Here is a 15,168-nt window from a genome sequence, read left to right on the forward strand (position 1 = left end):
GTGAAGGTTCCGCGGACCGGATCGGTCAGCCTGCGACACCGAAGGGCAGCGTGAAACGCACGTCACCTTCGACGATGTCGCGCATGTCCGGGATACCGTTGCGGAACTGCAGGGTCCGCTCGAGGCCCATGCCGAATGCGAAACCCGAGTACTCGTCGGGATCGATACCGCTGGCGCGCAGAACGTTCGGGTTGACCATGCCGCAGCCGCCCCACTCGACCCAGCCGGCGCCGCCCTTCTTGTTCGCGAACCAGACGTCGACCTCGGCCGACGGTTCCGTGAACGGGAAGTAGTTGGGGCGCATACGGGTACGCGTCTCGGGGCCGAAAAGGGCACGAGCGAACGCGTCGAGAGTCCCGCGCAGGTTGGCCATGGTCAGGCCCTTGTCGACGGCCAGGCCTTCGACCTGCGAGAAGACAGGCGTGTGGGTCGCATCGAGTTCATCGGTGCGGAACGTGCGGCCCGGGCACACCACGTAGATCGGCACCTCACGCGAGAGCATGGTGCGGACCTGCACCGGCGAGGTGTGGGTACGCAGCACCTGGCGAGAGTTCTCGGGTGCCAGGTGGAAGGTGTCCTGCATCGTGCGTGCAGGGTGATCCGGCAAGAAGTTGAGCGCGTCGAAGTTGAAGTGCTCGGTCTCCACCTCCGGACCCTCGGCAACTTCCCAACCCATCGCGACGAATACGTCGGCGACCTGCTCGGAAATCAGGCTGATCGGGTGACGCGCCCCGACGGGGTGGCGATCGGAGGGCAGAGTGACGTCGATTGCCTCGGCAACCAACACCGCGGCGTCACGCTCGGCGAGGAGGACCTCACGACGAGCGTCGTACGCGTTGTTGATCCGAGTGCGGAAGATGTTGACGCGCTTACCGGCGTCCGCCTTTTCCTTGCCCGGAAGGCTGCCGAGTCCCCGGCGCGCGAGGGCGATCGGGGACTTGTCCCCCAGGTGCTCCACCTTGACGTGCGCCAGCGCGTCCAGGTCAGCGGCGTCCGCCAGCGCCTTCTCGGCGTTCTCAGCCGCAGCGGTCAACGCCTCTTCGGTGAGTACACTCGCGTCGACCTCCGGCGGTGTCGCGCCCTCATTTTTGGCCACGGCTGTGACGCTCCTGTCGCTTCTCGGTTTACTTCTCGTACTGCGTGCTTCTTGTACTGCTTACTTCTTGTACTGCGAGCGAGCATTCGAACTCGCTCGAGCATTGTCTCTGCTCTTGTATTGTCTCAGGCTTCCGCAAATGGGATTCCGTGAGGTCTTCGCGTGCGTTTTCAGCCGTGATCGGTGGCGCGATTTTGCACCCGCGCGCTTGCGTACAGGCAAATTGCCGCCGCTGTCGCGAGGTTCAAGCTTTCGGCGCGGCCATGGATCGGAATCCTGACCCGATGATCAGCCTGCGCGGCGATCGCCGGATCGAGACCGTGAGCTTCGTTACCGAACAGCCAGGCCGTCGGCTTGCTCAGCAACTCGTCGGCCTCGTCGAGATCGACCTCGCCGTCAGCTGCAGTCGCGAGAATCTGAATGCCGGCTGCGCGAATCTGCTCGATCACCGACACCGTGTCTCGATCGCGGACGACTGGCAGGTGAAAGAGGCTGCCCGCCGACGAACGAACGACCTTGCCGTTGTGCGGATCGACGCTGTCACCGGCGAGGATTGCCGCATCGGCACCCACTGCGTCGGCGATGCGAATGACGGTGCCCGCGTTACCTGGTTCGTTGACCTCGACCGGCACTGCGAGCAGGCGGGTCTCCTGATGGACGGCTGCGCTCAGCGGTACATCCAGTAGATCGCTGACGGCAACGAGACCGGGCGGCGTGACGGTATCGCTCAGAGCTTTGATTGCTCGATCGGTCACAAGAGCAACACGAACTCCAGCGGTCAGCGCCCGATCGATGACGTGCTGATAGCGCTCGGCTGCGTCCTCGGTGTAGAAGAGGTCGTGTACCGGGCGGGCCTCGCCGTTCGAGAGTGCACCGTTCAACAGTTCGGTGACCGAGTTCTCGCCCTCGACGAGGAAACGTCCTGCTTTGCGTCGTTCTGCTGTGCGCAGGAGCTTGACAGCAGAAACGACCCGCGGAGTCCGCTCGGTGAGCGGGTCCACGGGCCGTTGCTGTGATGCGTGAATCAGGCTGCTTCTCCGGCAGGAGCGTTCACGTCAGCCGGCAGAGCGGCCTTCGCGAGTGCGACCAGGCCGGCAAAGGCCTCGGCATCGGAGACAGCGAGCTCGGCCAGGATCTTGCGGTCGACCTCGACCTCTGCCAGACGCAGGCCCTGGATGAGGCGGTTGTACGTGATGTCGTTTGCGCGAGCTGCAGCGTTGATACGCGTGATCCACAGCTTGCGGAACTCGCCCTTGCGCGCACGACGGTCGCGGTACGCGTAGGTGAGCGAGTGGAGCTGCTGCTCCTTGGCCTTGGTGTACAGACGCGAACGCTGTCCACGGTAGCCGCTGGATGCAGCAAGAATTGAACGACGCTTCTTCTGGGCGTTGACCGCCCTCTTTACGCGTGCCACTTGAAAAATCCTGTCAATCTAGGGGCTGAAAGTACGGCCCCGGGTGGTCAGTAAGGGGGCGACTCAGATGCCGAGCATGCGCTTGATGCGCGGAGCGTCGTCAGGGCTGACAACAGCGACACCGTCGAGACGACGGGTAACCCTGCTGGACTTGTGCTCGAGAAGGTGGCGACGGCCGGCCTTCTGGCGCATGAGCTTTCCGCTGCCGGACACCTTGAATCGCTTCGAGGCGCCGCTGTGGCTCTTCATCTTGGGCATGGAGTCCTCAGTTCTTGTTACGTGGTGGATCTTGGGAAATCGACTAGCTGGCCGGAGCCTCGGGAGCGGCATCGCCGGTCGCCGGTGCTTCCGGAGCTGCTTCACTGGAAGCCGGTGCGGCCGGAGCCGGACGCGGAGCAGCCTGAGCCACTGGCGCCTGAGCGCTCTCCTGCGCCTTGACGCGAGTCTTGGCGCCCTTGTGCGGTGCCAGGACCATCGTCATGTTTCGGCCGTCCTGCTTTGCCGAGGTTTCGACGAATCCGAGATCTGCGACGTCTGCTCCCAGACGCTGCAGAAGGCGGTAGCCGAGTTCGGGGCGTGACTGCTCACGTCCGCGGAACATGATCGTGACCTTGACCTTGGAACCGGCTTCGAGGAAGCGAACGACGTTGCGCTTCTTGGTCTCGTAGTCGTGGTCGTCGATCTTGGGTCGGAGCTTCTGCTCCTTGATGACCGTCAGCTGCTGGTTCTTACGTGACTCACGTGCCTTCTGTGCAGCCTCGTACTTGAACTTGCCGTAGTCCATGATCTTGCAGACCGGTGGACGGGCATCAGGAGCTACCTCGACCAGGTCGAGGTCGGCCTCAAGGGCCAAGCGGAGTGCATCTTCAACACGCACGATGCCTACCTGTTCCCCGCCAGGTCCGACCAAACGAACCTCGGGAACGCGGATACGATCGTTGATGCGGGTCTCAGTGCTGATGGGGCCTCCTAGGTTGAACGGTGCGGTCTTCATGACCGCACGCAGCCCGTACCGCCCGCACCCCAACAAAAAAGCCCCGCTGTGATGATTGCTCATCCGCGGGGCCCGATGTCGACCGATCACATAAGATCCAGCTCACGCCGAAACCTATCTCCTCGACTGAGCGAGGAACCTGACGAAGAATTGATCTCCGATAACAGGTGACCGGAACCACTGAACCGCAGTTTTACCTGCCGCGCAGAGGTGGGAGTCGGACTCCACTTGCTGCCCCCGAACAAGTCGGAGGCGGTCGTTGCAACAAGAGTAACAGGTCGCCACAGATGAAAGAAATCGGTGCCGCTCCCAGTGCTGCCGGGAGAGGCCCGATTCAACACGACCACAGCCTGATGGAATCCTTACAACCATGAGTGAGAACTTCGAGGCAGATCAGAACACCGACGGCGCGAACCCCGACGTCCGCGAACTCTCCGAAGTTCCCGCGGTCGAGGTCATCAGCCGCGCCGCAGTGATGCTGATGAGTTCGGCTGCCGAAAAACTCGGCCTCTCCGACGCCGATCCGTCTTCCAGTCCCTATCTGGACCTCGACGAAGCTCGTCGAGTCATCACGGCGCTTGCCGGACTCGTGACTGCGTCGGTCGAATACCTCGGCCCCCACGCCGGACCCATCCGTGAAGGCCTTCAAGCCCTGCAGCGCGCATTCCGTGAGGCCTCCTCGCACCCGGACGAGCCAGGAAAGGGACCGGGCGAGAAGTTCACCGGTCCGGTCTACTGAGTTGGCAACCGCCAACAAGACTCAACCGACGCCCGAGGACGTCGACGCATTCATTTCACGCGTCGACGACCGCAAGCGTGCCGACAGCGTGGAGCTGATCTCCTTGCTGTCGGCCGCGACCGGCGAGCCCGCCGTCATGTGGGGCTCGAGCATCATCGGTTTCGGGGCACGGCACTACCGGTATGCGAGTGGCCACGAAGGTGACACCCCACTGATCGGGTTCTCCCCCAGGGCCACCGCGCTCACGTTTTATTTGTCGCTGAACTTCGACGACTACACCGACACACTGGCGCGCCTCGGCAAGCACAAGATCGGCAAGGGCTGCCTGTACGTCAAACGGCTGAGCGACGTCGACATGGCAGTCCTGACCGAACTGATCACGGATTCCGTTGCCGCAGCCCGCAACATGATCGACTGAACAGGTCACCTTCGTGGGGCTACAGGCCGAGCGTCTTCGGGCGGTTGGCCGAACAGGGTCGAATCCCGTGGTGTGAAGTGATCGTTCGTCAGCGTGGCCCGCCGCATTCGATCGAGTCGAAACCACCGCACCGCGTCGCGCTGGCGACACCAGCCGATGAGAAACCACTGCCCACGGTCCTGCGCCAGAATGTGCGGCTCAACTGCCCGCACCGTCTCCGCACCGTCCCCGTCCACGTAGTGCAACGACACGACGCGACTCTGTTCGAGTCCCTGCTCGACGGCCCGCCGGTTCGTGCGCGAATCCGCTACTACCCCGCCGTCGCCGCGAATCCACACACGGCCACCGAGTTCGGCGACCTTACGACGACTCTCCTCGTCCATCACGTCGAGCAGTTTCGCCAGAGCTGCTCGTCCGTCCGGCGCAAACGGGGCGTCACCGGCCGCCGTCAAGGCCAACGCGATTGAAACTGCTTGCGGAACAGTGAAATTGACCGGCGGTAGCGTGGCGCGACCTACGAGTCGGTATCCACCCCCGGGGCCCGAGCGCGCCTCGATCGCCGCGCCCGACATCATCAGAGTCTCGATATCCCGCTTGATCGTCCGGGTGGTGACACCGAATTCCTCGGACAATCGGGAACACGTAGCCCCTCGATCGCCCTGTCGCCGAAGCTCTTCGACGAGAGCGTGCAATCTCGCAGCTCGATTCACGTTCACCAGTGTCGCAGATTTCGATACCAAACAGTGACATAATTGGTGACACTCTGTTGTCACCAACCTGATTGCACAGTGAGTCCATGAAAACTCACATCGTTCTTGTTCCCGGATTCTGGCTCGGCTCATGGGCTTGGGACGCAGTCCTCCCCCACCTCGAGCGCTCCGACACCACCCGCGTGACCAGCCTGACGCTGCCCGGACTCGACGCCGTCGATGCAGATAGATCAGCGGTCACCTTCGACGCCCACGTCCGCGCAGTCATCGACGCTGTATCGGATTCAGACGAACGTACGGTCCTGGTCGTGCACAGCGGCGCCGGCCCGGTGGGATACGCGGTAACCGATCGCATCCCGGATCGGGTCGCGCGGATCGTCTACGTCGATTCAGGTCCCATGCCCGACGGCGCGGCGCTGCGACCGGATCTGGCCGCTGACGTCGTCGAGATACCGCTGCCGACGTGGGCAGAACTTGAAGCAGACGGCAGCAGCCTCGAAGGACTCGACGAGAAGGCTCTCGAGGCGTTTCGCGCCAACGCCGTCCCCGAACCGGCCGGGCCGGCGCGTGAGCCGATTGTCCTGACGAACGAAAAGCGCTACCAGGTGCCGTCAACCGTCGTTTGCAGCACGTTCCCGTCCGCGGTGATTGCCCAGATGGCCGACGGAGGTCATCCGATGGCCGCAGAACTGGCGAAACTCCCCGTGACGTACGTCGACCTACCGACCGGCCATTGGCCGATGTGGTCGCGCCCCGAAGACGTCGCCCAGGTGATCCTCGAGGCCGCCGCTTCCTGATCGACAAAGCAGTGATGCCGGATCGGATTCCGACCCGGCATCACTGACCGACTTCTACTTGCTCACCTTCTACTAGCTCACGGAAGCAGCTTTCTTCCGTGGCGCCGCCTTCTTTGCGGCAACTGCCTTCGTTGCACGCTTCTTGGTGATCGGCTTGGCCTTGACGGGCGCGTGTTGTGCGGTGAGAACCTCACTGAGGAACTTGCCCGTGTAGCTCTCGGGGACCGCGGCAACGTCCTCCGGGGTACCTTGCGCCACAACGGTTCCGCCGCCGGATCCACCTTCGGGCCCCATGTCGACGACCCAGTCCGACGTCTTGATCACGTCGAGGTTGTGCTCGATCACGATCACGCTGTTGCCCTTGTCGACCAGACCGTTGATCACGATCAGGAGCTTGCGGATGTCCTCGAAATGCAGACCCGTGGTGGGCTCGTCGAGGATGTACACCGTGCGACCGGTGGACCGCTTCTGCAACTCGGCGGCCAGCTTGACGCGCTGCGCCTCACCACCGGACAGGGTCGGAGCCGGCTGACCCAGTCGGACATAGCCCAGTCCGACGTCGACCAGCGTCTTGAGGTACCGGTGAATAGAGGTCACCGGCTGGAAGAACTCGGCGGCTTCCTCGATGGGCATGTCGAGTACCTCGGCGATCGACTTGCCCTTGTAGTGGACCTCGAGCGTTTCGCGGTTGTACCGAGCGCCGTGGCATACCTCGCAGGGCACGTACACGTCCGGCAGGAAGTTCATCTCGATCTTCAAGGTTCCGTCGCCGGAGCACGCCTCGCAGCGTCCACCCTTGACATTGAACGAGAATCGGCCGGGCTGGTAACCGCGGACTTTCGCTTCCGTGGTGGCCGCGAACAGGGTTCGGATCTTGTCGAACACACCGGTGTACGTCGCCGCATTCGATCGCGGAGTCCGGCCGATCGGAGACTGATCGACCTGCACGAGCTTGTCCAGCTGATCGAGACCGTTGATTCGTGTGTGACGGCCAGGCACCTGGCGTGCACCGTTGAGCTTGTTCGCCATGACGGTCGCGAGAATGTCGTTGACCAACGTCGACTTGCCCGAACCGGAGACACCGGTGACAGCGGTGAGAACACCCAGCGGGAAACTCACGTCGATGCCGTCGAGATTGTGCTCGCGAGCTCCGACGACCGTGACCTGGCGTTTGCGATCCACCGGCCGACGAATGGCCGGAACCTCGATGAAGCTGCGACCCGACAGGTAGGCGCCGGTCAAAGACTCTTCACACGTCAGCAGTTCTTCATACGGTCCGCTGTGGACGACCTTGCCGCCGTGCTCGCCGGCGTACGGTCCGATGTCGACCACCCAGTCGGATGTACGGATCGTGTCTTCGTCGTGTTCGACGACGATCAGCGTGTTGCCGAGGTCGCGCAGGCGCGTCAGGGTTTCGATCAGTCGCCGGTTGTCGCGCTGGTGCAGCCCGATGGACGGCTCGTCGAGCACGTACAACACACCGACGAGTCCGGATCCGATCTGCGTTGCCAAGCGAATTCGCTGGGCTTCGCCACCGGACAACGTGCCCGCGGCTCGCGAGAGGGAAAGGTATTCCAGGCCGACGTCGAGCAGGAAGCCGAGGCGCGCCTGAACTTCCTTGAGGACCTGACCCGCGATTGCCTCTTCACGCGAGCCGAGAGTGAGGCTGTTCAGGAAATCCGCGCAATCGGAGATCGACAGTTCACAGACCTCGGCGATGGACTTACTGCCGAAGTCTCCCGCCGCGATAGTTACAGACAGGATTTCGGGGCGCAGGCGAGCACCACCACACGCCGGGCACGGGGTGTCGCGCATGTACCCGTCGTAGCGTTCCTTCATCTGATCGGATTCGGTCTGTTCGAGCCGGCGGTGCAAGAACGGCATCACACCTTCGAACTCCGCGTAGTAAGAACGGGTACGGCCGTACCGATTCTTGTACCGGACGTGCACCTGCTCTTCGCTGCCTTCGAGGATTGCTTTGCGGGCCTTCGCCGGCAACTTGTTCCACGGCGTCTTCATGTCGAATCCGAGAATGTCGCCGAGGCCGGACAGCAGGCGTCCGAAGTACTCGGAACTCTGGCCCATCGACCACGGCGCGATTGCACCGTCTTCGAGACTCAGGTCAGGATCGGGAACCACCAGATCCGGGTCGACCTCCTTGCGGATACCGAGGCCGGTGCATTCCGKGCAGGCGCCGTAGGGCGAGTTGAAGGAGAACGAGCGCGGTTCGAGATCGTCGATCGCGAGTGCGTGGCCATTCGGGCAGGCCAGTTTCTCGGAGAAACGACGCTCGCGATCAGGTGCATTTTCCTCGCGGTCGACGAAGTCGAGGACCACGATGCCTTCGGCCAATCGAAGTGCGGTCTCGACCGAGTCGGTCAGGCGCTGCTTCGAGCTCGCCTTGACCTGCAATCGGTCGACCACTACTTCGATGTCGTGCTTTTCCTGTTTCTTGAGCTTCGGCGGATCTGCGAGTGAATGGACGACTCCGTCGACGCGCACGCGCGAGTAGCCCTGGGTATTGAGCTGATCGAAAAGGTCGACGAACTCGCCTTTACGGGTACGGACTACCGGTGCGAGGACCTGGAACTTGATGCCCTCTTCCATCTCGAGCACCTGGTCGACGATCTGCTGCGGGGTCTGACGTGCGATCTTCTCACCACAGACCGGGCAGTGCGCAGAACCTGCGCGGGCATAAAGGAGCCGGAGGTAGTCGTAGACCTCGGTGATCGTGCCCACCGTCGAACGGGGGTTGCGGTTGGTCGACTTCTGGTCGATGGACACCGCCGGCGACAATCCCTCGATGAAATCGACATCGGGCTTGTCCATCTGACCGAGGAACTGACGCGCGTATGCCGAGAGTGACTCGACGTAGCGGCGCTGACCTTCGGCAAAGATCGTGTCGAACGCGAGGCTGGACTTGCCGGAGCCGGACAACCCGGTGAAGACGATCAGGCTGTCTCGCGGGAGGTCGAGATCGACTCCTCGCAGATTGTGCTCACGCGCACCCCGCACGATCAGGCGATCCGCCACACCAATTCCCTTCATTGTCAATCGTCCGGGGCCGTCCCCCCGGAGAAGTCTCGAGTGGCCTCGCAAACGCGAGTCCTCGAGCGATCGTCATCGTAGGCCGAGCCACCGACACGTTTTTCTCACCAGGCGAGCCCATCGCTCTACCTGCCCCTATTCGAAGGTAGCCTGCGTTTCATGACGAATCAGCCCATCGTGATCGACGACTCCTACACCGGTCAGGTCTCCCCCGATTCTGCCCCTCAGCGGCGCACAGTCGACGGTGCCGTCGTCACGAAGATGTCGGTCGGCCCCATGGACAACAACACTTACCTCGTCGTCTGTTCCGCGACCGGGAAATCTCTCCTGATCGATGCGGCCAACGAGGCCGAGAAGATCATTGCGCTCATCGAACAGGAAGCACCTGTTTTCGATTCCATCGTCACCACCCACCAACACGGTGATCACTGGTTGGCTCTGCAGGACGTCCACGCTGCCACCAAGGTGCCGACCGCGGCTCATCCTCTCGACGCGGAGGTCCTTCCCGTCACCCCGGACGTACTCCTCGAAGACGGCGACAAGGTGACAGTTGGCAATCTGAGCCTCGACGTCATTCACCTGTCCGGCCACACGCCCGGTTCCATTGCGTTGGCTCTGACCGAACCGAATGGGCAGGTTCACCTCTTCACCGGCGACTCACTCTTCCCCGGAGGCGTCGGAAAGACCGCCGACCCCGAGAAGTTCACTTCCCTGCTCGACGACGTGGAAAACAAGTTGTTCGGAAGGTACGACGACGCGACTGTCGTCTACCCCGGGCACGGCAAGGACACGACGCTGGGTACCGAGCGCCCGCACCTGGCGGAATGGCGCGAGCGCGGTTGGTGACGTTTCACCTGTTCCGTACTGGACCCCGCTAACCGACTTCCTGACTATCGACCTGTTCACCGTCGACGCGAAGTCGCGGAAGCCAGGTCGACAGAGTCCGGCCAAGTCCTTCGACCATCCGTTCCCCGAACACACACAGCGTGCGTTCCCACGGATGGCCGAAGGTCCCTTCCGTGAAGTCGTCACGACTGAATATGTAGTAGTCGCCGTTCGGATAGATCGGGACACGCCACTCCGCCAACTCTTTCGCGGCAGCATGCGCCTCCGCGTCGAAGGTGTAGCCCGGATGCTGCCAGTCCAGGACGACAAAGTTGGGATCGTCGTTCCAATCGATGACAAAACAGCGCAACGCTTCGGCGTTGATCGCATCAACTCGAGCGGCCCACGCCCCTGGAGTCGCAGCTGGCACCGCACCCAAATCGAAGACCACGGACGGCGTCGGCTCAGCGATACCTTCGTGGTCACAACACCATCGTGCTCGAACGGTGCGCATTGTGTGACACCTTCGAACACGCCGTATGCGGATACGCGGTAACGGATACTTCAGAACGGTGTGTCCGGATCGGTGGAGAAGTCATCGACGCAGTACAGCGCGCTTCGGCGACCAGGAATCCGTCAACCGGGTCAGGCGTCGCGGGATCGCCGAACCGGACCAATTCCTTGTGAGATCGCTAGGGTGGAAAACGAACCTACATCGGGAGGCTTGAAACATGCTGGTACGTCGAATTGCTCGTCCACTGCTTTCCACGATCTTCATCGCCGGGGGAATCGATGCTTTGCGCAACCCCACTCAGCGAGCAGCCAAAGCGTCACCGCTGATCGACAAATCCGTCGAGACGCTGCCAGGAGCAGTGACGCAGAAGGTGCCTGCTGATCCGGAAACACTCGTCAAGATCAACGCAGCCGTCCAGATCGGTGGCGGCGCCCTGCTGGCCACCGGCAAGGCGCCGCGTCTCGCGTCGTTGGTCCTCGCGGGGAGCCTGGTACCGACCACGCTTGCCGGTCACGACTTCTGGAACGAAACTGATCCGTCACTGCGAGCGATGCAGCGAACCAACTTCATCAAGAACGTCAGCCTGCTCGGCGGACTGATGATCGCGTCCGTCGACACCGAGGGCAAGCCGTCGCTCGGCTGGCGTGGCCGCCGCGCCGCGAAGAAGGCTCAGGCGTCTATCGCCGCGGCACTTCCGTTGGTCGCATCGCAGACCGATCACACGAGCGATCGCGTCGAACACGCTCTGTCGGTGGCGTCCGAACGCGGTTCCGAACTTGCCGAAACCGCGAAGGCGCACGGCACGGATTGGCTCGAACTTGCCAAGGAGCGCAGCTCCGAGTTCGCGGAGATCGCGAGCAAGCGTGCCGCTGAATTCGGAGAGGTCGCCAAAGAACGCGGCCCGGACATCCTCGAAGTCGCGCAGAAGCGCGGCTCCGAACTGGCCGAGACCGCACGTGAGCGCAGCGCCGAACTGGCAGAGCTGGCGAGCAAGCGCAGCTCCGAGTTCGCCGAACTCGCGCTCGAAAAGAGCAACGAGTGGGCCGAAACGGCGTCGGAGCAGACCGAGGTGCTGGGTAAGCGTGCCCGAAAGCGCGCCGAGAAGGCGCTCGAAAAGGCTCGCGCCAAGAAGGACGAATTGACGCACTGAGTGCACCGAAAAACACGGTCAGGCCACCTTCGGGTGGCCTGACCTGTATCTATGCGGCAGTTCATCTGGGGGAACTAGACTGTCTTGGCGCTTTTGCAGCGCGTGAATTTCTCATCAAGCCTAGGAGATCCTTTGCCCGACGCGGACCCGTCACTGAACGAGCAAGAGCTCGAGCAGCAGTACGTGACGATGTTGTACTCCCGTCTCGACGATCTTCGAAAGTATGCCCAAACTCGCTTGAGCACGGTCCTCCTCGAGACCGGCGGAACCCCGCAAGCACGCAGTGAACGCGAATCCTTCAATGCCATGTACACCGAGGATCTCGCCAAGTACGACGCAGCCGAGAACGGAATGTGTTTCGGACGCATCGACTTCGACGACGAGCGACGCTACGTCGGCCGACTCGGAATTCTGGACACCGACAACGACTACGAAACGCTACTGCTCGACTGGCGAGCTCCGATGGCACGCCCGTTCTATCTGGCGACGCCCGCGGCACCTGAGGGCGTGAAACGACGACGCCATATCCGCAGTCGGAGCCGAACAGTCACCGGAATCAACGACGAATACCTGGACCTCGACGCTGCCCGAGCCGCCGGCGTGGTGACCGAAGCCGGCGGCGTCGCCGGTGAGAGCGCACTCCTGGACGCTCTGAACGCAGCGCGTACGGGTCAGATGAACGACATCGTCGAGACCATTCAGAGTGAGCAGGATGCCATCATCCGCTCCGAGCACAAAAGCGTTCTGGTGGTCCAGGGCGGTCCGGGTACCGGCAAAACCGCAGTCGCCCTTCACCGTGCCGCGTTCCTGCTCTACACCTACCGCCAGCAACTGGCCAAGGCCGGTGTTCTCATCATCGGGCCGAACGCGACGTTCCTCGACTACATCAGCCAGGTCCTTCCTTCACTCGGTGAGACCGGAGTTCTGCTCTCGACGATCGGGGACCTGTACCCCGGAGTGCGTGCGACTCGTACGGATTCCCTCGCCGCCGGTGAGATCAAGGGTTCCCTCGCGATCCTCGACGTACTCAAGAACGCCGTCCGGGATCGGCAGGAAGTCCCGTCGAAGCCGATCACCCTTCGATTCGACAACTACGACTTGAAGCTGGATCGCAAGACTGTCACGAAGGCTCGCGGACGTGCTCGGTCGTCGCGTCGCCCACACAACCTGGCGCGCCCGATCTTCGTGGCAGCAGTCATCGAGGCGTTGGCACTGCAGATGGCCGAACTCATCGGCGGCAACCTCGTGGACGGCGGCTCACTCCTCAGTCGGGACGACATCGCCGACATTCGCGACGAGATGCGTGAGGACGCGGACATCATGTCCGCCATCGGAAAGCTGTGGCCTGAATTATCGCCCCAGCAAATCCTCGCGGAACTGTGGACCTCTCCGGCGAGGTTGGCCAAGGCAGCGCCGCAACTCGACGACGCCCAACGCGACGAGCTTCTGCAGAGCGTCGGACCGGGTTTCAGTGCGGCAGACGCTCCCCTCCTCGATGAACTGGCCGAGATCCTCGGAGTCGACGATGCCGCCGAACACGAACGCGCACAACGTGAATGGCGCGCGCAGATCGCCGACGCCCAGGGCGCCCTCGACATCCTCACCGGCTCTGCACCACAGGATCTCGAAGACGAGATGGATCCCGAGATCTTGATGGCGTACGACTTGATCGACGCCAGCCAACTCGCCCAGCGCCACGATCAGGGCCAGCGCCAGACCACGGCAGAACGCGCTGCCGGCGACCGAACCTGGACCTACGGTCACGTGATCGTCGACGAAGCCCAAGAGCTCTCCGAAATGGCGTGGCGAATGCTGATGCGGCGCATACCGAATCGCTGGATGACGTTGGTCGGCGATACAGCTCAGACTGGTGATCCCGCGGGAACCTCGTCCTGGCAGAAGATTCTCGAGCCTTACGTCGCCAAGCGCTGGAAGCTCACCGAACTGACCGTCAACTACCGAACTCCCTCGGAGATCATGGATGTCGCGCACCGTGTGCTCGAAGAGATCGACCCGGAGCAATCCGTGCCCCGGTCGGTACGCGACAGCGGATTCGCGCCGTGGGCACTCAAGACCACGGCCGAAGAATTGGAATCGACCGTGCGCCGTTGCATCGAGTCCGAGTCGCATCCCGGTATCACCGCAGTGATCGCCGGTTCCGAGGTCGTTGCCGTTCTGGCGGGCATTGCGAGTGAGACCGTAAGTGTCCTGTCGGTCAAGGACGTCAAGGGACTCGAGTTCGACACCGTGTTGATCGTCGAACCTGCCGACATTCTCGACGAGTCACCACGCGGAATGAACGACCTCTACGTCGCGTTGACCCGCGCTACCCAGAGGCTCGGCATCATTCACGTCGAGTCGCTCCCCGCGGTTCTCGACGGCGTCGCGGCAGCAGAGTTGGCCTTCGATTCGTGAGCCTCACGGAGTAGGTTCGTGCGTGACACCACGAATCGTGGTGTCACCCCAATTTGTGTCGACGACTGAAGGAATGACCCCTCGTGCTTGGCCTGCCCGCAAGTTCCGCCGCACCCTTCCGCAAGATCGCTCGCGTGGTGATCGGTGTCGGGATGCTTGCGGCGGTGACAGCCGGTTGTTCAGAGGATGATTCGAGTTCAACGGCTGCTGCAGGCAGCGACGACATCGCTGCCGTTGCCGCCGCACCGACCGAAAAACCGGTAGACGATGCAGAACGGCTGCGGGCGGCGCTTGCATCTACCGGGGTCAAGCCAGCCTTTTCCGACGACATGTTGCAGGCGCTCGGTGACGGTGTCTGCCAGCAGCTCGCGGCCGGCACGGATCGAGCGATGATCATCGCGAATCTGCGGACGGTATCGCTGAACGGCGCGAGCGAACCGATGGTCACCACCGGAAACGACTCGGCCGCATCGACAACGCCCCCCAGCGCCGATCAGCTGGCTGAAGTGTTCGTCGATGCGGCCGAGGCCGACTACTGCCGGTAGGTCAGCGAACGGTGTGCACGATCAGGACATCGGATGTCGCCTTGCGCGCCGCATCGGAAGGCACCGATCCGAGCAGACGCCCGGTCAGTGTGTTCAATCCGCGATTTCCGACGACCAGCAAGTCGCCCTTGACCTCGTCGAGCAAAGCGAGAAGCGATTCGACGGGAGCGCCGACGATAGCGCGCTCGACAACATCCTTGGCACCCTGGGCATGTGCGCGCTCACGAGCGGTGCGAAGGATCTCGTAGGTCGGAGCGGAACCGGTGACCTGGTAGGCCTCGTTACCCAACGCATCAGCGGCAGCGCTCACGTCCTTGGGATCAGCCGGGTAGTACGCACATGCGATGACGAGCTGAGCGTCCGAGCCACTGGCAATGGCGGCAGCTCTGTCGACTGCCTTCAGTGACGACTCGGAGCCATCGGTTCCTACGACAACGGTCCGGTAGGCACTCATTCATTCCTCCATGGTTACGGGACGGACGGTACGGCCGGCACCGAGCGCA

The 15,168-nt window shown here is 62.6% G+C and carries 16 protein-coding genes; 7 read left to right on the forward strand and 9 right to left on the reverse strand.

Annotated features, from left to right (window positions below; translation table 11 throughout):
- Positions 1-25 precede the first annotated feature (25 nt).
- The 5 genes from pheS to infC form a co-directional block, all read right to left on the reverse strand.
- Entirely contained in the window at positions 26-1,096 is a 1,071-nt protein-coding gene (gene pheS / locus AC1DWA_RS21810; RefSeq protein WP_003944109.1) for a phenylalanine--tRNA ligase subunit alpha, read from the reverse strand.
- 170 nt (positions 1,097-1,266) lie between these two features.
- Entirely contained in the window at positions 1,267-2,097 is an 831-nt protein-coding gene (locus tag AC1DWA_RS21815; protein ID WP_007736261.1) for a TrmH family RNA methyltransferase, read from the reverse strand.
- A gap of 23 nt (positions 2,098-2,120) precedes the next feature.
- On the reverse strand, positions 2,121-2,510 hold the full coding sequence (rplT, locus tag AC1DWA_RS21820; RefSeq protein ID WP_019748616.1) for a 50S ribosomal protein L20: 390 nt from the start codon (positions 2,508-2,510) through the stop codon (positions 2,121-2,123).
- A 63-nt stretch (positions 2,511-2,573) separates the two neighbouring features.
- The gene (gene rpmI / locus AC1DWA_RS21825) at positions 2,574-2,768 is read right to left on the reverse strand and encodes a 50S ribosomal protein L35 (RefSeq protein ID WP_003944043.1); all 195 of its coding nucleotides are present in this window, start codon (positions 2,766-2,768) and stop codon (positions 2,574-2,576) included.
- Between the two features lie 43 nt (positions 2,769-2,811).
- Complete coding sequence (gene infC / locus AC1DWA_RS21830; RefSeq protein ID WP_003944008.1) at positions 2,812-3,504, reverse strand: translation initiation factor IF-3; 693 nt, start codon at positions 3,502-3,504, stop codon at positions 2,812-2,814.
- A 370-nt stretch (positions 3,505-3,874) separates the two neighbouring features.
- Here infC and AC1DWA_RS21835 point away from each other — a divergent pair, with 370 nt between their 5' ends.
- Both AC1DWA_RS21835 and AC1DWA_RS21840 read left to right on the forward strand, forming a co-directional pair.
- Positions 3,875-4,243 (forward strand): DUF1844 domain-containing protein, encoded by a 369-nt coding sequence (locus AC1DWA_RS21835; RefSeq protein WP_020907885.1) that lies wholly within the window; start codon positions 3,875-3,877, stop codon positions 4,241-4,243.
- A 1-nt stretch (position 4,244) separates the two neighbouring features.
- Positions 4,245-4,661: a DUF1801 domain-containing protein gene (locus AC1DWA_RS21840; RefSeq protein WP_151531537.1), complete on the forward strand. Its 417-nt coding sequence runs from the start codon at positions 4,245-4,247 to the stop codon at positions 4,659-4,661.
- 5 nt (positions 4,662-4,666) lie between these two features.
- Here the strand turns inward: AC1DWA_RS21840 and AC1DWA_RS21845 are convergent, their stop codons facing one another.
- Positions 4,667-5,377 carry a helix-turn-helix transcriptional regulator gene (locus tag AC1DWA_RS21845; RefSeq protein WP_019748619.1) on the reverse strand — a complete coding sequence of 237 codons (711 nt, stop codon included), beginning with the start codon at positions 5,375-5,377 and terminating at the stop codon, positions 4,667-4,669.
- Between the two features lie 80 nt (positions 5,378-5,457).
- Between AC1DWA_RS21845 and AC1DWA_RS21850 the strand changes: the two genes are divergently transcribed.
- Positions 5,458-6,168 (forward strand): alpha/beta fold hydrolase, encoded by a 711-nt coding sequence (locus tag AC1DWA_RS21850; RefSeq protein WP_019748620.1) that lies wholly within the window; start codon positions 5,458-5,460, stop codon positions 6,166-6,168.
- A gap of 72 nt (positions 6,169-6,240) precedes the next feature.
- Here the strand turns inward: AC1DWA_RS21850 and uvrA are convergent, their stop codons facing one another.
- Entirely contained in the window at positions 6,241-9,201 is a 2,961-nt protein-coding gene (uvrA, locus tag AC1DWA_RS21855; RefSeq protein WP_477917038.1) for an excinuclease ABC subunit UvrA, read from the reverse strand.
- 174 nt (positions 9,202-9,375) lie between these two features.
- On the opposite strand from uvrA, the gene AC1DWA_RS21860 reads away from it, so the two are divergent.
- Entirely contained in the window at positions 9,376-10,062 is a 687-nt protein-coding gene (locus tag AC1DWA_RS21860; RefSeq protein ID WP_477846776.1) for an MBL fold metallo-hydrolase, read from the forward strand.
- A 28-nt stretch (positions 10,063-10,090) separates the two neighbouring features.
- Here AC1DWA_RS21860 and AC1DWA_RS21865 read toward each other — a convergent pair whose 3' ends face one another.
- Positions 10,091-10,555, reverse strand: coding sequence for a DUF2716 domain-containing protein (locus tag AC1DWA_RS21865; RefSeq protein WP_238077147.1), 465 nt, complete (start codon positions 10,553-10,555; stop codon positions 10,091-10,093).
- 217 nt (positions 10,556-10,772) lie between these two features.
- Between AC1DWA_RS21865 and AC1DWA_RS21870 the strand changes: the two genes are divergently transcribed.
- The 3 genes from AC1DWA_RS21870 (at position 10,773) to AC1DWA_RS21880 (ending at position 14,665) form a co-directional block, all read left to right on the forward strand.
- Positions 10,773-11,705 carry a DoxX family protein gene (locus AC1DWA_RS21870; protein ID WP_019748624.1) on the forward strand — a complete coding sequence of 311 codons (933 nt, stop codon included), beginning with the start codon at positions 10,773-10,775 and terminating at the stop codon, positions 11,703-11,705.
- A 132-nt stretch (positions 11,706-11,837) separates the two neighbouring features.
- On the forward strand, positions 11,838-14,120 hold the full coding sequence (locus AC1DWA_RS21875) for a HelD family protein (RefSeq protein WP_477846777.1): 2,283 nt from the start codon (positions 11,838-11,840) through the stop codon (positions 14,118-14,120).
- A gap of 83 nt (positions 14,121-14,203) precedes the next feature.
- The gene (locus AC1DWA_RS21880) at positions 14,204-14,665 is read left to right on the forward strand and encodes a DUF732 domain-containing protein (protein WP_019748626.1); all 462 of its coding nucleotides are present in this window, start codon (positions 14,204-14,206) and stop codon (positions 14,663-14,665) included.
- 1 nt (position 14,666) lies between these two features.
- Here the strand turns inward: AC1DWA_RS21880 and AC1DWA_RS21885 are convergent, their stop codons facing one another.
- The gene (locus AC1DWA_RS21885; protein WP_019748627.1) at positions 14,667-15,119 is read right to left on the reverse strand and encodes a universal stress protein; all 453 of its coding nucleotides are present in this window, start codon (positions 15,117-15,119) and stop codon (positions 14,667-14,669) included.
- Positions 15,120-15,168 lie beyond the last annotated feature (49 nt).

It is taken from the genome of Rhodococcus sp. P4_F3_2 (genome assembly GCF_056401335.1).